Genomic DNA, 19,432 nt, shown 5'->3' with positions numbered 1-19,432 from the left:
CTTAGTACGCCGCTTTGTTCACGAAACCTTTAAAGATGGTCAGAAAAACAATCTTGATATCAAACCAGAGGCTCCACTCACGGATGTACTCCAGGTCGAATTCAATGCGTTTTTCCATTTTTTCCAGCGTGTCGGTTTCACCGCGCCAGCCGTTGATCTGCGCCCAGCCGGTGATGCCTGGCTTCACTTTATGGCGCAGCATGTAGCCTTCAATCAGCGAGCGGTACTGTTCGTTGTGGGCAACCGCATGGGGACGAGGTCCGACAATCGACATGCCGCCGGTAAAGACGTTGATAAACTGCGGGAGTTCATCCAGCGAGGTACGGCGCAGGAAGTTCCCCACGCGGGTCACGCGCGGATCGTTCTGCGTGGCCTGGGTGACCACTTTGTCGTTTTCCATCACCTTCATGGAGCGGAATTTCCACACCATAATGGGCTTACCGTCCATGCCGTAGCGGGTCTGGCGGAAGATAACCGGCCCGGGAGAGCTCAGCTTCACCGCCAGGGCAATGCAGCACAGCACCGGGGAGATCAGCAGGAGGATCAGTGAAGAGAGCACGATATCTTCCAGACGCTTCAGCACGCGGTTAATCCCTGACAGCGGCGTGTCGTACAGCGGTACCACCGGCACGCCGTTCACCTCTTCAATGCGGGAGTGAAGGATGTTGAAGGTAAACACGTCCGGGATCAGGATCACCGAGCAGGTGGTATCCGCCAGCTCGCGCATCAGTTGCTTAATGCGGGATTCGTCTTTCATCTGCATAGCGATGTAAACGTTGTGAATTTTGCCCGCTTTGGCATCGTCAATCAGCTGTTCGTAGTTGCCCGCCCAGTCCGCAGGCACGCCGCCCGGCTTCGCGTCGTGATAAATCCCGACCACTTCAAACCCTAACCACGGCTCTTTGCGGAAGCTGTCGAGCAGCACCTGCCCGACCGGCAAATCCCCTGCTACGGCAACGAAGCGACGGTTATAGCCCCGGTTACGCAGCCAGCCCGCGCCGAAGCGGATCAGGGAGCGACAAACCACCATGCCGACGCTGGTCACCAGATACCAGCAGAGATAGGTCACCAGACGATTATCAAAATCATGGCTGAACGCCACCAGACCCGCACTGAAGATCAGGCTTAAGGTCCAGTTCTGCAGCAACAGCATCAGTTCGGTGGTCATTTTGACGCCACGCCACGAACGATAGAAATCCGTCATCCCGCCGATCATCTGAAACACAACCAGCGCAATCAGTGCCATCAGCAGATGCATGTATAAGAACGATTGCCCGCTGATCCGACACACCGCCCACAATCCACCGACCATGATGGTGATATCAGAAAAACGCTGCACCATAGAGATTAACGATGCATTCGTTCTCGCTCGTTCGCGTTTTTTTAGATTCGTCATCGTTGTTCCTGTATTCGGTTTCCCCTCCCACCGGGAGGGGCAAATATTACTGATTCAACAGCGCCAGAATGTCCTTCGTTCGGGCTTCCATCAGCGCGGTGTCGGCGCGGGATTCCACGTTCAGGCGCACCACCGGCTCGGTATTGGACGAGCGCAGGTTAAAGCGCCACTGCGGGAACGCCATGCTGATGCCGTCGGTGCGGTCAATTTCCAGCGCGTGAATGGCAAAGTGCTGCTCCACGCGGGCAATGGCCTCGGCAGGCTGCGCCAGCTTGCTGTTGATCTCTCCGCTCGCCGGGAACGCCGCCATACGGTCGCGTACCAGCTCGCCGAGGGTTTTCCCCTTCAGGCACAGCAGCTCGGTCACCAGCAGCCACGGGATCATCCCGCTGTCGCAGTAGGCGAAATCACGGAAGTAGTGGTGGGCGCTCATCTCGCCGCCGTAGATGGCGTCTTCTTCGCGCATGCGTTCTTTAATAAAGGCGTGACCGGTTTTGGACATCACCGGCGTGCCGCCTGCGGCAGAGACCACGTCAACGGTGTTCCAGGACAGACGCGGGTCATGAATGATCTTCGCGCCAGGGTTTTTCTCAAGGAACGCTTCCGCCAGCAGGCCGACAATGTAGTAGCCTTCGATGAACTGGCCTTTCTCGTCGAACAGGAAGCAGCGGTCGAAATCGCCGTCAAAGGCGATCCCCATATCCGCGCCATGCTCGATGACCGCGTTACGGGTGTCGTCGCGGCACTCCGGCAGCAGCGGGTTAGGAATACCGTTCGGGAAGTTGCCGTCCGGTGTGTTGTGCACTTTGACGAACGTCACCGGCACGTTAAGCGCTTTAAAGCGGGCTTCCAGGGCATCCACCACCGGGCCGGCCGCGCCGTTACCGGAGTTAATCACCAGCTTCAGCGGCTTGAGGTTTGCCACGTTGATGTAGCCCAGCAGGTGGTCGATGTACTCTTTCTGCAGGTTGATTTTTTTGTAGCTACCGCGCTTCGCCTCGTTCACCGGCGGGAAATCGTTAGCTTCTGCCAGACGCTGCACGTCGCGCAGTCCGGTGTCGCCGCTGATAGGACGCGCACCCTTGCGCACCAGTTTCATGCCGTTGTAATCCATCGGGTTATGGCTGGCGGTGACTTCGATCCCGCCGTCCACGCCGAGGTGGAAAGTGGCAAAATAGATCTCTTCGGTCCCGGACAGGCCGATGTCCAGCACGTCCACCCCCGCGTCCTGCAGCCCTTTCGCCAGGGCCAGCTTCAGGGATTCACTGGTCAGACGCACGTCGCCGCCCAGCACGATGGTTTTTGGCTTCAGATATTCGCCGTACGCGCGGCCAATGCGCCACGCAATGTCTTCATTCAGCTCTTCGCCCAGCTTGCCGCGAATATCGTAGGCTTTAAAACAGGTTAACTTTTCCATGATGACCCCTTTTTCAGGCAACAGTTGGCCCGCCCGATTAACAGGCAAAATTGTTTTTATTCATTCGTAGGCCGGATAAGCGAAGCGCCATCCGGCGTTTAAGACGGTGCTAGACCCGGCCGTAGCGGTCCTGGAAGCGCACGATATCGTCCTCTTCCAGATACGAGCCGGAGCGCACCTCAATTAAGTCGAGAGGAATTTTCCCCGGGTTCTCCAGACAGTGCGTCGCCCCCAGCGGAATATAGATGGACTCATTTTCGCCCAGCAGTTTCACTTCACCGTCGATGGTGACCTTCGCCGTACCTGCTACCACCACCCAGTGCTCCGCGCGGTGGTGGTGCATCTGCACCGACAGCCCCTCGCCCGGTTTCACGGTGATGCGCTTCACCTGATAACGTTCGCCCGCATCGATGGAGTCGTATTTGCCCCACGGACGGTACACTTCGCGGTGGATGTGGTGCTCGTGTCGGCCATCCGCCTTGATCTTCTCAACCACTTTTTTAACGTCCTGCACGGCGTTACGGTCGGCAATCAGCACGGCGTCTTTCGTCTGAACCACCACCAGATCTTTCACCCCGACCGTAGTCACCAGGCCGGATTCGGCGTAGACGTAGCTGTTCTCGGTTTTGTGGCTAATCACATCACCGTGATGGACGTTACCCTCCGGGGTATGGGCGCTGATCTCCCACAGAGAGGACCAGGAGCCCACATCGCTCCAGCCCGCATCCATCGGCACCACCACGGCGTCTGCCGTGCGCTCCATGACCGCGTAGTCAATAGACTCTTCCGGACAGGCGAGGAAAGCTGCTTCGTCGACGCGGATAAAATCGAGATCCGGATCCACCACGTTCATGGCTTTTTCGCAGGCGCTCAGGATATCCGGACGGTATTTCTGCAACTCTTCCAGATAGCGACCGGCGCGGAACAGGAACATGCCGCTGTTCCAGTAATATTCCCCGCTGGCGACGTAGGCCTGCGCGGTTTCCAGATTCGGTTTCTCAACGAACTGCGCCACGTCGAACGCCACGCTGTCGCCTTCGCCCGGCGTTACGTTGCCGCGACGAATATAGCCATAGCCGGTTTCCGGCAGATCCGGCACGATGCCGAAGGTCACCAGCTTGCCACTTTCCGCGTAAGGAATGGCCGCGCGAACCGCGTCGCGGAAGGCCTCTTCCTGCTGGATAACATGGTCTGCCGCCAGCACCAGCATCAGCGGATCACAATCCGGGCTGCTGCGTTTTGCCGCCAGCGCCGCCAGAGCGATCGCGGGTGCGGTGTTGCGTCCGGCAGGCTCCAGAATGATATTTTCTGTGAGTTTGTTCAGCTGGCGCAGCTGCTCGGCAACAATAAAACGGTGCTGTTCGTTACAAATCACCACCGGGCTTTCACACTCCACGCCCTGCAGACGGTTTACCGTCGTCTGCAGCATGGTGAGATCCCCTTTCAGGCAGAGGAACTGTTTTGGATAGAGCACGCGGGACAGCGGCCACAACCGGCTACCAGAGCCACCAGCCATCACAACCGGATACAAAGTGGTTTGACTCATGATTTATCCCCGTATATCTGCAATAAATTGGCTCAGCACGTTCTCTTTATCGAGCGTGCGTTCGGCATATTCACGTGCCACCGTGTTTACTTTTGGCATGGCAAGTGCCTGTTCAATGCCGGAGACCAGCGCCGGGACCGATTCCGGCTCCACGCACACCGCAATCCCCGGGTAGCTGTCACACAGCTGGCCTAATTCGGTTTCGGCTTCGGCCGTAATCACCGCGTTACCGCCCACTGCCAGAATGTTGGTCAGCTTGGACGGCAGCACCGCATCCGCCGCGCCGCGTTTTTGCACCACCAGATGGCAGTCGCCCATCTTCAGCAGCGCAGGCAGTGCCTCGTAGGACTGAAGCGGGAAGAACTTCACGTTGGACAGGCCGCGCTCGCTCGCCATCTTCTCCAGCCGCGCTTTCCCACCGCCCTGCCCGACAATCACAAACATCCATGGATGCTGGCTCAGCTGCTGAGCCGCTTCAATCACGTTCTCCAGCCCCTGCTTTTCGCCGATGTTGCCTGAGTAAAGAATGATTTTTTGATCATCAGGCAGACCGAGCTCTGCACGTAACGTCTGGGCGTCTTGCTCAGTCACTTCGCGAAAACGCGCCACTTCGGACCAGTTCGGGAAGAAGATCACCTTCTGGGCCGGGACGCCCTTCTCCTGCGCCTTGTTCATCATTGAGCGCGAAATGGTCGAGACATAATCGACGTTATGCAGACCACTACGCTCAAACGCGCTGGCGAGCTTCGCCACCTTGCCGCCTTTGCTTTTGCCTGCCATCCCCAGGCCCAGCATGGCGTCAACTTCATAATCCTGAATGTGCAGCAGGGTGCGTGCGCCGGAGAGTTTGCCCAGCAGGCGCATGCCCGGCGTGCAAAACAGCGTCGGCACCACGCCGATGATGCGATCCGGCTTCCAGCGACGCTGCGCCATCAGCGGGAAGAAGCTGCTCAGCGCAAAGCTGCCGAGATGAATCAGCCGTTTCAGCGTCGAGGGCTGCTTCGGCACATACAGCGGACAGCGCCAGACGGTCGCCGCGCCCTCTTCGCGACGGTAGCGCCAGCTGGAGTAGCGCTCCCCCACTTTCCATTCCGGGTAGTACGGCGGCGCGGTAATGACCCGCACGTCATGTCCCTGGCTCGCCATCCACTCGACCATCTCGCCGGTATATTTCCCGATACCGGTCAGCTCCGGCGAGTAGTTGATTCCGTATACAAGGATCTTCATAGGCCCGGCACCTCAGACTGACGATCGGCAAGGAAATAGGCACGGCTGTTGTCGTGCACATTGTCGCTCGCCAGCAGCGCCTCTGGCGTCTGCCAGCGGTAGTCGTCATGCTGAGAATCAGGCAGACGCAGGTCTGCCTCACTCACCTTCAGGCGGAACCCCAGCACGATGTAGTGCGTGGAGAACCCGGTACCTGAAAAGTTATCGTCATAGAAGTGCTGCCAGACCCCGTAAAACTGGCCCGCTGCCATCGGCAGCTGCAGGCCCAGTTCCGCCAGAGTGAGACGCTCAAACGCATCGCTCAACGTCTCATCCTTCTGCACGCGCCCGCCGGGCACGAACCAGAAGCCCTGTGCAGGACGGTTGGTTCGTTTCCCCAGCAAGAACTCGCCGCGTTCGTTCTCCACGATCAAATCAATTGAGATGAGCGGAGTGGAACGCACCACCGTGGCAAAATCTTCCTGACTTAAAAACATCATTACCCCCGGAAGCGATGCTGGTTTTCCAGGAACCACTGGTAGGTACTGGCCAGCCCCTGCTCCAGTGACACCTCGTGATACCAGCCCAGCTGATGCAGTCGCGTCACGTCCAGCAGTTTGCGCGGCGTGCCGTCCGGCTTGGTGGCGTCAAACACCACTCGGCCTTTGTAGCCCACCACCTGCGCGATGGTTTGCGCCAGCTCGCGAATGGTGCAGTCCACGCCGGTGCCCACGTTGATGTGCGACAGCATCGGCTCGGTGTTCTCCTGCCACACTTCGCGATCCAGCTCCATCACGTGAATGCTGGCGGCAGCCATGTCGTCCACGTGCAGGAATTCACGCATCGGCGTGCCGCTGCCCCACACCACCACGTCCGGTGCGTTCTCGGCGGTCGCCTCGTGGAAACGACGCAGCAGCGCCGGGATCACGTGCGAGTTGCTCGGGTGGAAGTTGTCGTGCGGTCCGTACAGGTTGGTCGGCATCACCGAACGATAGTCACGGTTGTACTGGCGGTTGTAGGACTCGCACAGCTTGATCCCGGCAATCTTGGCAATCGCGTACGGCTCGTTGGTCGCTTCCAGGGTTCCCTGCAGCAGCTCGCTTTCGGCGATCGGCTGCTTCGCCATTTTTGGGTAAATACAGGATGAGCCGAGGAACAGCAGCTTGTTCACGTTGTGCAGATGCGCCGCGTGAATGATGTTGCTCTCGATCATCATGTTTTCGTAGATGAAATCCGCCGGGTAGGTGTTGTTGGCAACAATACCGCCCACCTTCGCCGCCGCCAGATACACCTGGTCAATGCGTTCGCTGGCAAAGAAGTCCTGTACCGCACGGCTGTCGAGCAGGTTCAGCTCGTCACGCGTGCGGACAATCACCTCGACGTCACCGCGCTGCTCCAGCTGTCGAACAATCGCGGAACCCACCATTCCGCGATGACCGGCGACAAAAATACGTTGTTTTGTCATTCTCAGGACTCCAGCGCGATGGCAACCTCGTAGCCATGAGACTTGAGCAGAGAGTGTTTTTTCGCTGCTTCAAGATCTTTGGCCACCATCTCAGAGACCATCTCCTGCAGAGTGGTTTCTGGTTTCCAGCCCAGTTTCTCGTGCGCTTTGGTTGGGTCGCCCAGCAGGGTTTCCACTTCAGCAGGACGGAAGTAGCGCGGGTCAACCTGGACAATCACGTCGCCTGGCTTCACGCCCGGCGCGTCGTGACCGGTCACGGACACCACGATGCCCTTCTCTTCCACGCCGGTACCTTCAAAGCGCAGTTTGATACCCAGCTGCGCGGCAGCCATTTCCACGAACTGACGTACGGAGTACTGCACGCCGGTGGCGATCACGAAGTCTTCCGGTTTGTCCTGCTGCAGCATCATCCACTGCATTTTCACGTAGTCTTTGGCATGGCCCCAGTCACGCAGGGAGTCCATGTTGCCGAGGTGCAGGCATGATTCCAGACCCTGCGCGATGTTGGCGATAGCGCGGGTGATTTTGCGGGTCACGAAGGTTTCGCCGCGGCGCGGTGATTCGTGGTTGAACAGAATGCCGTTACAGGCGTACATGCCGTAGGATTCACGGTAGTTCACGGTGATCCAGTAGGCGTACAGTTTTGCTACCGCGTACGGAGAACGTGGGTAGAACGGTGTGGTCTCTTTCTGCGGGATTTCCTGCACCAGGCCATACAGCTCAGAGGTGGATGCCTGGTAGAAACGGGTTTTCTTCTCCAGACCCAGGAAGCGAATGGCTTCCAGCAGACGCAGGGTACCCATGGCGTCCACGTCAGCGGTGTATTCCGGGGATTCGAAGGAGACCGCAACGTGGCTCATCGCGCCCAGGTTGTAGACTTCATCCGGCTGCACTTCCTGCAGGATACGGGTCAGGTTGGAGGTATCGGTCAGGTCGCCGTAGTGCAGGTGGAATTTCGGGTTCGCCGCGTGCGGATCCTGGTAAATATGATCGACACGTTCGGTGTTGAAAGAAGACGCACGACGTTTAATACCGTGTACTTCATAACCTTTTTCCAGCAGTAACTCTGCCAGGTAAGAACCATCCTGCCCGGTAACGCCGGTGATGAGAGCGACTTTAGACATGTTTATATTCCTCTGTACTTATCAAAGTTTTTCAGTTTCAACGCGTTCGCGTATCACCACTGCGGGGTTGCCACGGCAAACTGTATTTGCCGGTAGCGATTTAAAAACGCTGCTGCGGGCACCGACTACCGTGCCATCACCAACAGAAACACCCGGTGCAACAAAAACATCCGTTGCCAGCCAGCATTTTTCGCCAATCACAACAGGCGAAGCGGTAATATCAAAATGCTGACTCATAAAGTCATGGCTGCCGGTGCACAAATAACATTTCTGTGACACCACCGAATTCGCGCCAATCGTAATCTCACCCAGGGTATATAACACCGCGTCATCCCCTACCCATGCGTAATCCCCGAGCGTTAATTTCCAGGGGTAGGTAATTTTCACCGAAGGCCGAATGACTACGTTTTTTCCGATTTTTGCGCCAAACAGGCGCAATAAAAATGCTCGCCAGCGGTACAATATTTGCGGTGACCAGGCAAATAACGTTGCCTGAACGGCCCACCACAGTTGCACTTTAATACCGCTCCCGCCCCGAAAACCTTTCGGCACGGAGAAACCGCTCAGATCCTGCATTGCGTTTCCTTATATTCAGGCTTTGTTATATAAGGTTTTCGTTTTACCTGTCGTACGCAGGCGTAATAAATAAGATAATTCCGCCCAGAACCCCGGCACGCGTAATATTTTACGCTGCACATTTTTGGCATCCTGGCACAACTCCAGATTATTAGACGTTGACACGCCGCCCATTGAAAATTCCGACACCAGGCCTTTCAGGCGACGGAACGGGTAGCCGGATTTATACAGACTGGCGGCCAGCGCATAATCCGAAGAGACTTTATATTGCAAATCGTAAGGCTGTTTCTTCAGACCCTTAACCGGGAAGAAAATGGCCTGATGGCTGGCCGGCAAGCTGTGGTAGATATACCAGCCTGGCTTCGCGCTCCGGCATATTTTATGTCCGTCGCCAAAATCGAGCAGCGCGTCACCAATATACATGGCGTCCTCTTTCTGGCGCGCCAGCTGACGGGCAAACAGCGCCACGTCATCGTGGAAAACATCACCGGAATTAAGGAAGATGGCGTAGCGCCCTTGCGCCATGTTGATGCCTTTGTTCATTGCATCGTAGATGCCTTTATCTTTCTCGCTGACGTAGCGTAAGTTGAACTCACCGTTGAGTTTTTCGAGAAACTCCGCCGTGCCATCGTTCGAGCCACCGTCGACCACAATCCACTCAAAGGTGAGGCTTGGGTCGCGCGCCAGGTTACGCAGCGAGCGCCAGGTTTTTACCACCCCTTCGTAATTACGAAAAGCGACAGTAATGACGCTAAGAAACATAAGACCACCTCGTCATGAATTCGTAATATTAAGCGCTTTACGCAAAATAAACGGACAAACAATTAAGAACGCATATTCCGGGCTAAATATTGACCCGGTAAAAAACAGCGACACCGGTGTGAACAGATAAAGCTGCACGCGAAAGTTCTGGTTATCACCAAACGCGTTAATCATCATTTTGAAAACTTTAAACAGATACCACAGCGTCAACAGTACGGCGAACCACGAAAAATAAATAATTAACAGATACAGACCATTGTCTATGGTTTTACCGACATCCGCACCGTTAAAGATTCCGAATGATGCAACATATTCGTAAAGTGAGCCGAATCTTACTACGCCATCAATATGGGTTAAGGAATAACCCACCATCACCAGTGGACCAATAATGCGATAATAGGACGACGACCCTTCCGTTCCCAAATCACCCAGACGTTCTGAGATGTACGGGAATGCAAATATCACGCCTACCAGAAATACCGTCAGGGAGATAATCGCCAGCGGCAGTTTTTTCTTAATCGCCTCTTTGTTCAGGTACTGGAACGCCCACTCCAGCAGGTAAAACAGGATAAATGTCATTACCCCTGAGAACGATCCAGACAGAACAATTCCTGCAAGAATCATAGCATCGGTCTTAGGCGTTTTGATACCAAACTGTTTGATGCTGAGCCAAATTGAGATTAATGCCAGAGCAAAAAACGCCGGTTCAAAATAGAGTGCGGTGGTACGTTTCCCGCCAAACTTAATGAAGTTCAATACATAGCTGTTGCTGTAAATGAGATATTTCGAAATTATCTCCATCAGGCTGCTGCCACCGGTGAGAATAATTTGCGCCATCTCCATGGCGGCAAGCATAACAATTAACGCAACGGCAATATAAAAGAACCTAAGGATTTTCCGATAATTGTGCGGAGAAATAGTTTTAAACCGAATACTCCAGACCATACCGATAATAATGACAATATAAACAAACAGCATGGTCGAGGTGACGTATTTACTGGCATCCAGCGACTGGCCAAAGATGTAGTTAAACAGCGTCAGGCCCGTGCCCAACCCTAAGGCAATCATCAGCTTCTTCAGGTTGATTTTATCGACATACAGCAGAAGCAGAACGGGCAAGAAGGTGACGATGGTTATCGGGAAGCTTTCGCCGAGCTGGGCAATCTTGACGTTGACCAGCAGGTAGATCAGCGGCAGCAGCAGATAACTACAGATTCTGATAGAACGAGACATACTCCTCCAGCATCTGTTGTCCGCTGTATGCCTTGCGGCTGCGGTTGCGGAACGATTCCAGGTCAGTGCCAAAAACAGTCCGGGCAATCTGCGCCTTCGGCAACTGAACCAGCGGCAAAATTTCCTGTTCCGCGAAGGTTTTCCCGCCAGATTTCTCCAGCACTTCTCGCGCCGCGTCGCTGTGGGTGGCAAGTACCGGTACACCAATGGAGAGCGCTTCACAGAGGATCAGCGGATAGTTATCCACGCGGGAGCTGAACACCAGCGCATCCATTTCATTCAGCGCGCTCATCAGTTTGCGTTTGTCGGTTTCAAACCCGTGATTCACCACGTTGGCCCCTTCGAATGGCGAGAATTTGCCGAAGGTGTGCAGTTCAATTTTGTCACCCAGCGCCATCATGTCGCGCACCAGCTGCTGGTTAGTTTTGCCGTCATAGCGCAGGTCATGGGCAACGATGGCGATTTTAGGTTTGCCTGTGGTTTCCGCCACCGGCGTCAGTTCGGCAAGAATGGCTTCCGTCGCCACGTCGATGCCGTTGTTGATAATCTGGCAGCGCCCTGCCCCGTACAGGCTGTTGAAAGCATCGGCCACGTGCTGGCTCGGGGAGATAAACGTACAGCCGAGCGAGAGCATGTCGCGAAACAGCTGACGCTTTCCTTCCACCAGCTGGTGGGCGCGGTCCACTTTCACTGGCGGGTAGTTGCTCAGGGTCGGGCATTTCTGACAGTTATTTTTCCAGCCTTCGCAGCCGTCGGTAAACGCGCAGCGGCCGGTCACGCTCCAGTGATCGTGCAGCGTCCAGACAAAGCGGGTATCGGGCTTGTGGGCCTTCACCTTCTGGCAAAACGCCACCACCTCTTCCAGATTCAGCCAGTAGCTGTGCAGCACATGAAAATGGAGCACAACCGGGCCGGTGGTGCGCGTCACCGTGCGATAAAGTGAATTCAGGTTGCCAAACAGATCGCGGTTAAACAGACGGAACAGCGCAATGTTGGCAATCGACGTCAGACGCGGCGTGTGCTTCTGCACCTGCGGGAAGTTATCGTGGCTGACGCTTTTCTTGCCACCTTTGCCATAGCCGTAAATAAACCGGGACTGAAGTCCTTTTTGCAGGGCGCGCTGATGCAGATCCAGCGCCACGCCTGCTGCTCCGCCTTCTGCGAGGCGTACGTTAAATTGCAGAATGTTCATTTAATCACCTTCACGCGGGCTTTTTCTCCCACCACCAGCGCGTTATCCGGAATGCTGTCCAGCACCACGCTGCCAGCACCAATCGTGACGTTGTTACCAATCGTGATGTCACCAATGATCACCACGTTCGCGCCCAGCTCAACGTTATTGCCGATGACCGGGCAGGCCAGGCTGTCTGGCCCGCGGTTGCCAATGGTAACCGCATGACGAATGGTGAAATCATCCCCGGCGACCACAAACTTGTTGATCACCACCGCATAGCCGTGGTGGATGGTGAAGCGGCGGCCAATGGTGGCAGCGGCCTGAATTTCATAGCCAAAAAAGCATTCCGTGATGATGCGGTACAGGATCAGCACCGGTGCCGCCCAGAGATTGTTCAGCACGTTTTTCTTGCGCCACACCGAGCAGAAATGGGCGATGCGGTACGCCAGAACCATGCAGCACGGGCGCAGGCTCCAGCTGTTTGCGCGGCAATCTTCCAGAAACATTATTTCCCCCGAAGTCCATCAGCCAGGCGCTTGCCGTTACGTACGGAAAGCAGCGTCAGCAGCGTGCGCCAGTTCATGCGCTTATTGCGGATCTGATAGAGGGTAAAGAGCTGATATTTACGGCTGGCACGGTCGAACTTGTCCTTGTGCTTGCGGTAAAAATGGAAGTAGCCCGAGAATTTCTTCGGCGAGGAGGTGATTTGCATCTCCCCGTGGTTAATGTGCAGGATCTGCGTGGCCTCTTCCACTTTCCACGGCTCGCCATACTCCACCACCATGCGCAGGAAGATGTCGTAATCCTGCGCGGCCTTCAGTTCGGTATCGAACAGGCACTCTTTAAAGCGCCACGCCCAGGTAAAGACCTGATTACCGATAATGTTGCGCTTGTAGAACAGGCGACGGGAATACGGTGATTTCGGGTACAGCGGCAGACTGGCCGGCTGCGAGTACACCTCGCCCTGGCAGACATAGTCGTTAGCATACAGGAATGCGTGCGTGACCAGCTGTTCTTTGTGCGAGAGGAAGACAGACAGGCGGTTTGGCGTCCATTCGTCATCGTCGTCGATCCCGGTCAGATACTGCCCTTTGGCCTGCATAATCGCCTGATTACGCACCGCGCAGGCACCGGAGTTAATCGCGTTGTGCGTATAGACCACCCGCGGATCGTTGAGGTCAGTCACAAATTTTTGCAGCTGTTCATACGAGGAGGAACAGTCATCCACGATGATCAGTTCCCAGTTTTCATAATCCTGACGTAGTACCGACTTAATTGCGCGGATCGCCAGCTGCTGACGATTCCATGTCGGCATATAGATTGAAACTAACGGGCGTTGTGTGGTCATTTTTTCCCCTCACCCCGGCCCTCTCCCCAAAGGGGAGAGGGTGAAAGGCAGCCAGTGGTTATCATTACATTCGTCCCCCAAACCCAGCACCGAACAGTCCCCTCTCCCCTTTGGGGAGAGGGTTAGGGTGAGGGGTTTGGGGTGTGTTTTATTATTTACTGTCAGACTTATATTCGTACTCGTAATACCCGTAATCCTGATACCCGCTCGCGCGGCGGAAGATGGAGTTCAGGATCACCCCTTTCACCTCAATACCGTTTTGCTCGAAGCGGCTCAGGCTGGTTTCCACCTCTTTCAGGGTGTTCACCGCATAGCGCGCTACCATCAGGGTGGTCCCCGCCAGGCGCCCTACTACGGCGGCATCGGTTACGGCCAGAATTGGCGGCGTATCGATCAGCACCAGGTCATAGTTTTTGCTCGCCCACTCCACCAGCTCGGTGAACCGTTCGCTCATCAGCAGTTCAGAGGGGTTTGGCGGCACCTGACCACGCGGGATGAGATCGAATTTCGGGATGCTGGTCGGTTTCGCGCTCTGGCTGATTTCACCTTTGCCAAGCAGGATCTCCGACAGACCGTTGACGTTATTGGTACCCAGCAGTTCGTGGGTATAGCCCTTACGCATATCACAGTCGATCAGCAGCACACGCTTGTTGGTCTGGCTGACCACCGCCGCCAGGTTGGCGCAGACAAAGGTTTTGCCGATTGACGGGCTGACGCCGGTCAGCATCAGAACGTTGTTTTTGGCCTGCATCATGGCGAAGTGCAGGCTGGTACGCAGGCTACGTATCGCTTCGATGGCGAGGTCGGTTGGGTTACCCACCGCCAGCAGCTGGCTCTGTTTGTAACGCTTGACGCCTTTGATGGTTTTGACGCTGTCGCGGGATTTTTGCCACTCCGACAGCGGAATGCTGGCATAGACGTTGATACCGCTCTCTTCCAGCACCTGCGTGCTTTCGATGCCGCGGTTGAACAGCGAGCGCAGCAGCACGCCCACGATGGAGAGCATCAGGCCGAGAATAATGCTGCCGAGAATGATCAGCGCTTTTTTCGGCTTCAGCACGCCAGGCTGGGTGATCGCCGGGTCGACGATGCGCACGTCACCGACGGTACTGGCTTCGGTGATTTTCAGCTCCTGCTGTTTATTCAGCAGCTGCATGTAAACCTGCTGGCCGGACTCCACGTCACGGGTCAGACGTACAATTTCCTGCTGGGTTTTCGGCATCGCGGTAACGCGGTCATTGAGCTTCGCCTTCTCCTCTTCCAGGGTGCGGCGTTTCTCCAGCAGCGTGCGGTAGGCCGGGTGGCGCTTGGTATACAGCTTGGAAATCTCCGCCTCTTTGAAGGTCAGCTCGTTGAGCTGGGCATCGATGTTGACCATCGAATCGAGGACCGATTTCGCCTCCAGCGGCAGGTCGACAGAGTCTTTATCCTGACGATAGGCATTCAGCTTGTTCTCGGCTTCATCCAGGCGGGCGCGCACTTCCGGCAGCTGTTTTGACAGGAACGCCAGGCTTTTCGCCGCTTCAGCCGACTTACGCTCAACGTTCTGCTCAAGATAGTTGCGGGTAATGCTGTTCAGGATGTCGCGGATTTGATCCTTATCTTCACCGGTAAAGGTCATGCTCAGCACGCCGGTGTCCTTACCGTTTTCGGTCACAGTAAGGTTGTTTTGCAGGTTATTAATCATCCCCAGCGTGGAGAATTTGGTGACGGTAAACTCCCCGCCTGCCTGGGCGTTGATCGCGCTGACCATCATGCTGACGCCGTCTTTGGTCAGCATCTGCCCCACTTCTCCGCGTGCGCTAAAGCCCGCATCGCTGGTTAACTGGTACTGTTTCGGACCGAGCACCGTCAGGGTAAAGGTCTGATCGGCGGCCCCTTTCGGCAGCACGAAGTCCGTCACTTTCACCGTGTCGTTGTTTCTGCCCATCAGCCGATCCCAGCCGGCACCAAAGATCGGGAAAGTGTTTTTGGTGACGGAGATATCAAGCCCGAGGTCGTGAACCGTTTTGCCCAGTACCAGACGTGACTGGATAAGCTGAATTTCAGCCTCGGACGCCGGTGGCTTGTTCGCCAGCGCAGAGCCAATGTCCTGCACCAGCGAGTTACCGGTGTTCTGCTCGATCTGCACCAGCGCGTCGGCACTGTAGATAGGGGTGGCGAACAGCGTGTAGACGACGGCCGCAGCGGCAAACACGGCGGTAATGCCCAGCACCCACCACTTTGCCTCGACAACCGTGCCGACCAGGCGCCCAATATCAATTTCATCACTGCCCGAAGTCGGGGCGGCAGAAGATCGTGTTTTTTCTGTCATTGTTATCCCTGCTGAGCTTTCAGTGCCTGCGCCCACTGCTGGGCAGACTGATCAAGTAAGGTGTAAACCGCCTCGAAGGCCTCAAGGCTTTTGCGATACGGATCGGGGATTTCGCGTTCATTGTCCCAGTGACCAAACAGCATCACTTTGCCGCGCATCTCCGGCGCGATATCGCACAGCGCATGGATATGGCGTTTCTCCATCGCCAGGATCAGGTCGTACTCCCGGCACATGCGGCTGGTGACCTGACGGGCAACGTGACCGTCAAGGGAAAGGTTATGATCCCGTGCGACGCTCGTTGCCCGCTCATCGGCACCTTTACCGACCAGCGCGCCCAGCCCTGCTGAATCAACGGTCAGTTCGGGCTGGTAGTGTTTCAACAACCGTTCAGCCGTGGGGGAACGGCAAATGTTCCCCACGCATACCACCAGAATTTTGTTAAACATCGCGAATTACCAGGTATGAATGTCGCGCGCCGTATCCGTCATGTAGCGAACGCCACTGATGGTTGGCAGCAACTGGTTGATCAGACGGTTCCAGCGGGCAACCGGCGCGGTGGTGACATACACCACATCGTATGGCTGGAGACGGAACTCCGTCGCCATCACCAGAGAGGTCGCATCGGACATATCCAGCTGGTAGATGTTGGCAATCTTGCCTTTCGCACTGCCTTCACCCTTCAGCGGACGGATGACGAAGATACCGGTCGCGTTAGAGGTCGTCAGATCGATACCTTCAGCATTGCCCAGCGCTTCGGTCAGGGTCATACCGCTGAAGTCCATTTTGAGGGTGCTCTGTTTCTTCACTTCACCCATCACGAAGACTTTCAGATCGTCGTTGCGTGGTACGTAGAGAATGTCGCCCGGATAGAGCAGGCGGTTCTGGGTCAGATCGCCGTTTTGCATCAGCGCCTGCAGCGAAATGCGCTGCTCTTTCCCGTTATGGGTCAGCACCACATTGCGCCAGTCGGCACCGTCGGTTAAGCCGCCCGCGGCGTTAATGGCATCCAGCACGGTCAGCGGCACGTTGGTAATAGCCTGCTGGCCGGATTTATTCACCTGGCCGGAGATATAGGCTTTTTGCGAGCGGAATGCGGCGATATTAACGTCCACCTGCGGATCGGCGATGTACTGCGCTAAGCGGCCGGTAATATCACTACGGATCTCGGCAAGCGTTTTGCCGGCGACATGGACCTTACCAATATAGGGATAGAACATGGTGCCATCTGACTGCACCCAGTTACCGGTGTCGCTTGAGCTGCGGTACTGGCCCGCGGGTGTGGTCAGTTCAGGGTGGTCCCAGACGGTCACGTTAATCACGTCACCTGGCCCCACGCGGTACTGATAAGAGGCAATTTCCTGGTCCAGCGACATATTCGGCTGGGCAACATTTGGACGTGGACGTAATTGTTCGACCAGTCGAGGCGTAAGTGGATAAACATTCACCATTTTGTCGAGATCAAAATCGGCATCCTGTTGCTTGATCACATCCTTACCCATTGTTGACATATTGCTGCCGGGAAAGACCGTGCAACCACTCATCAAGGTCACAGACACCAATAATGGCATCAATTTCATTTTGGATTTCATCATTGATTATTTATCACTTTGGCAGAGTAATTATCCTGTGCAATTAAAATAAGCTCGGGTCGTATTGGGTTTCAGCATGCAGTTAATCAAATAGAAATATAACTGGCATCAGTCCTAAAAAAAGCTTATTCATCCATTGGCTATTGACAGAATAATCGAGGCTGATTCACACGCTTTCAGGCACGCTACCGCCCTTGGCTTTCAGTTACCAATCCACTGACTAAACAATGTGTTATGGATAGACACCCTCTTGAGCAAGGTCTTCTGGAAATATATCAGCCGCTGGCGATGCCCGACGGATAATGAATAACCATCCCTGAAGACCGAACAATAATAGCAACACTGAGATTTAACATTTGATGCTGGGAGAATTGTTGCAGCTAACCTAATAGCAGGCAAGGAGACAACTGTCCTAATATCGGTTTTTAAGATTAATATTAAGAGCAAACTTTTGACCTTTTAGGATTTTCTTTATATTGACAAAAAGAAAGCTAAAACCATTACCTGCGATATATCCTAAAATGATATTCCGGTAATAAAAGAGACGTATTTTCCTTATTTACAGGGTCAGCAGAACAGGCTCTTTTTAGCGAGACGTATTAAGAGAAATCTCAACCCGGCATTGCAATTTCCCCCGGCTTTATCCATGATCGAAGTGTGACATTCGTCATATAACAGAAGGTATTGCTATTACTATGGAATGGATTGCCGATCCCTCAATCTGGGCCGGGCTGGTTACGCTGGTCGTCATCGAGCTTGTGCTCGGGATTGATAATCTGGTCTTTATCGCCATCCTCGCTGAAAAACTGCCCCCTTCCCAGCGCGACCACGCACGCGTGACGGGTCTGCTGCTGGCGATGGTGATGCGCTTACTGCTGCTGGCCTCTATCTCCTGGCTGGTGACCCTGACTCAGCCGCTGTTCGCCATCCACGGCCTGAGCTTTAGCGCCCGCGATCTGATCATGCTCTTCGGCGGGTTGTTCCTGTTGTTTAAAGCCACCGTAGAACTCAACGAGCGGCTCGAAGGCAAAGACAGTGAGAACCCGACCCAGCGCCGCGGGGCAAAATTCTGGCCGGTGGTGGCACAAATCGTGGTGCTGGATGCGGTCTTCTCCCTCGACTCGGTGATCACCGCCGTCGGGATGGTGGACCATCTTGCGGTGATGATGGCGGCGGTGATTATCGCCATTACGCTGATGGTGATGGCCAGCAAGGCGCTGACCCGGTTTGTGAACAGTCACCCGACCATCGTTATCCTCTGTCTGAGCTTCCTGCTGATGATTGGCTTTAGCCTGGTGGCCGACGGTTTTGGGTTCCATATTCCGAAAGGCTATCTCTACGCCGCCATTGGCTTCTCCGTGATGATTGAGGCGCTTAACCAGCTGGCGATATTTAACCGCCGCCGCTTCCTTTCCGCCAATCAGACCCTGCGCCAGCGCACGGCCGACACGGTCATGCGCCTGCTGAGCGGTAAGAAAGAGGATGCGGAGCTGGACGCCGAATCCTCCGCCATGCTGGCCGATCACAGCGAAGGGCAAATCTTTAACCCGCAGGAGCGGCTGATGATTGAGCGGGTGCTCAATCTCAACCAGCGCACGGTCAGCAGCATCATGACCTCGCGCCATGACATTGAGCATATCGACCTGACGGCCCCGGAAGCGCAAATCCGCGCCCTGCTGGATAAAAACCAGCACACCCGCGTGGTGGTGACCGGCGGTGAAGAGGAAGAGGAGCTGCTGGGGGTGGTGCACGTCATCGACCTGCTGCAACAGCAGCTGCATGGCGAGGCGCTTAATCTCCGCGCTCTGGTACGCCAGCCGCTGGTGTTCCCGGAGGGGCTACCGCTGCTCTCCGCCCTGGAGCAGTTCCGCAACGCGCGCACGCATTTTGCCTTTGTGGTGGATGAGTTTGGATCGGTTGAAGGGCTGGTCACGCTCAGCGACGTGATGGAAACCATTGCCGGTAATTTGCCTAACGAGGTGGATGAGATTGATGCCCGCCATGACATCCAGAAAAACGCCGACGGCTCCTGGACGGCCAACGGCCATATGCCCCTTGAAGACCTGGTGCAATATGTACCCTTGCCGCTGGATGAAAAACGGGAATATCACACCATTGCCGGCCTGCTGATGGAGTATTTGCAGCGTATCCCGCAGCCGGGGGAAGAGGTTCAGGTGGGGGACTATCTGCTGAAAACGCTGCAGATTGAAAACCATCGCGTACAGAAGGTTCAGCTCATCCCGTTGCGGGACGAGGAAGAACTCGATTTTGAGGTGTAAAAA

Annotated in this window: 17 protein-coding genes; 1 reads left to right on the top strand and 16 read right to left on the bottom strand. The window is 55.4% G+C overall.

What is annotated here, in order from left to right; genetic code table 11:
* Window position 1: 1 nt before the first annotated feature.
* From wcaJ to LDK53_RS05140, 16 genes are all read right to left on the bottom strand, one after another.
* On the bottom strand, window positions 2-1,396 hold the full coding sequence (gene wcaJ / locus LDK53_RS05215; protein ID WP_025758738.1) for an undecaprenyl-phosphate glucose phosphotransferase: 1,395 nt from the start codon (window positions 1,394-1,396) through the stop codon (window positions 2-4).
* Window positions 1,397-1,442: 46 nt separating this feature from the next.
* Complete coding sequence (gene cpsG, locus LDK53_RS05210; RefSeq protein ID WP_045285624.1) at window positions 1,443-2,813, bottom strand: colanic acid biosynthesis phosphomannomutase CpsG; 1,371 nt, start codon at window positions 2,811-2,813, stop codon at window positions 1,443-1,445.
* A gap of 109 nt (window positions 2,814-2,922) precedes the next feature.
* Window positions 2,923-4,359 (bottom strand): mannose-1-phosphate guanyltransferase, encoded by a 1,437-nt coding sequence (gene cpsB / locus LDK53_RS05205; protein ID WP_025758735.1) that lies wholly within the window; start codon window positions 4,357-4,359, stop codon window positions 2,923-2,925.
* Window positions 4,360-4,362: 3 nt separating this feature from the next.
* Window positions 4,363-5,586 carry a colanic acid biosynthesis fucosyltransferase WcaI gene (wcaI, locus tag LDK53_RS05200; RefSeq protein WP_225284800.1) on the bottom strand — a complete coding sequence of 408 codons (1,224 nt, stop codon included), beginning with the start codon at window positions 5,584-5,586 and terminating at the stop codon, window positions 4,363-4,365.
* Window positions 5,583-6,062: a GDP-mannose mannosyl hydrolase gene (locus LDK53_RS05195; RefSeq protein WP_095441738.1), complete on the bottom strand. Its 480-nt coding sequence runs from the start codon at window positions 6,060-6,062 to the stop codon at window positions 5,583-5,585. Before LDK53_RS05195 ends, wcaI begins: the two co-directional genes overlap by 4 nt.
* A 2-nt stretch (window positions 6,063-6,064) precedes the next feature.
* Window positions 6,065-7,030 carry a GDP-L-fucose synthase gene (gene fcl, locus LDK53_RS05190; RefSeq protein WP_025758731.1) on the bottom strand — a complete coding sequence of 322 codons (966 nt, stop codon included), beginning with the start codon at window positions 7,028-7,030 and terminating at the stop codon, window positions 6,065-6,067.
* Between the two features lie 2 nt (window positions 7,031-7,032).
* Complete coding sequence (gene gmd, locus LDK53_RS05185) at window positions 7,033-8,154, bottom strand: GDP-mannose 4,6-dehydratase (protein WP_025758730.1); 1,122 nt, start codon at window positions 8,152-8,154, stop codon at window positions 7,033-7,035.
* A 21-nt stretch (window positions 8,155-8,175) separates the two neighbouring features.
* Entirely contained in the window at window positions 8,176-8,730 is a 555-nt protein-coding gene (wcaF, locus tag LDK53_RS05180; protein WP_025758729.1) for a colanic acid biosynthesis acetyltransferase WcaF, read from the bottom strand.
* Window positions 8,731-8,745: 15 nt separating this feature from the next.
* Window positions 8,746-9,492, bottom strand: coding sequence for a colanic acid biosynthesis glycosyltransferase WcaE (gene wcaE, locus LDK53_RS05175; RefSeq protein ID WP_025758727.1), 747 nt, complete (start codon window positions 9,490-9,492; stop codon window positions 8,746-8,748).
* Window positions 9,493-9,504: 12 nt separating this feature from the next.
* Window positions 9,505-10,725, bottom strand: coding sequence for a colanic acid polymerase WcaD (wcaD, locus tag LDK53_RS05170; RefSeq protein ID WP_025758726.1), 1,221 nt, complete (start codon window positions 10,723-10,725; stop codon window positions 9,505-9,507).
* Window positions 10,700-11,917 (bottom strand): colanic acid biosynthesis glycosyltransferase WcaC, encoded by a 1,218-nt coding sequence (wcaC, locus tag LDK53_RS05165; protein WP_059386427.1) that lies wholly within the window; start codon window positions 11,915-11,917, stop codon window positions 10,700-10,702. Before wcaC ends, wcaD begins: the two co-directional genes overlap by 26 nt.
* Complete coding sequence (gene wcaB, locus LDK53_RS05160) at window positions 11,914-12,405, bottom strand: colanic acid biosynthesis acetyltransferase WcaB (protein WP_225284799.1); 492 nt, start codon at window positions 12,403-12,405, stop codon at window positions 11,914-11,916. The genes wcaC and wcaB overlap by 4 nt, the downstream gene beginning before the upstream one ends.
* Window positions 12,405-13,247, bottom strand: coding sequence for a colanic acid biosynthesis glycosyltransferase WcaA (wcaA, locus tag LDK53_RS05155; protein ID WP_047959056.1), 843 nt, complete (start codon window positions 13,245-13,247; stop codon window positions 12,405-12,407). Before wcaA ends, wcaB begins: the two co-directional genes overlap by 1 nt.
* 151 nt (window positions 13,248-13,398) lie before the next feature.
* A complete protein-coding gene (wzc, locus tag LDK53_RS05150; RefSeq protein ID WP_225284797.1) occupies window positions 13,399-15,561 on the bottom strand; it encodes a tyrosine-protein kinase Wzc in 2,163 nt (720 codons plus the stop codon).
* Between the two features lie 2 nt (window positions 15,562-15,563).
* Window positions 15,564-16,007 carry a low molecular weight protein-tyrosine-phosphatase Wzb gene (wzb, locus tag LDK53_RS05145; RefSeq protein ID WP_025758721.1) on the bottom strand — a complete coding sequence of 148 codons (444 nt, stop codon included), beginning with the start codon at window positions 16,005-16,007 and terminating at the stop codon, window positions 15,564-15,566.
* A gap of 6 nt (window positions 16,008-16,013) precedes the next feature.
* Complete coding sequence (locus LDK53_RS05140; RefSeq protein WP_014170829.1) at window positions 16,014-17,153, bottom strand: polysaccharide export protein; 1,140 nt, start codon at window positions 17,151-17,153, stop codon at window positions 16,014-16,016.
* A 692-nt stretch (window positions 17,154-17,845) separates the two neighbouring features.
* Between LDK53_RS05140 and LDK53_RS05135 the strand changes: the two genes are divergently transcribed.
* Window positions 17,846-19,429 (top strand): TerC family protein, encoded by a 1,584-nt coding sequence (locus LDK53_RS05135; protein WP_225284794.1) that lies wholly within the window; start codon window positions 17,846-17,848, stop codon window positions 19,427-19,429.
* Window positions 19,430-19,432 lie beyond the last annotated feature (3 nt).

The organism is Enterobacter sp. K16B (genome assembly GCF_020216105.1).
GTDB classification, from domain to species: Bacteria; Pseudomonadota; Gammaproteobacteria; order Enterobacterales; family Enterobacteriaceae; genus Enterobacter; species Enterobacter sichuanensis.
The sequence above is the reverse complement of the archived record's forward strand: the minus strand, read 5'-3'. Positions and strand labels throughout refer to the sequence as shown.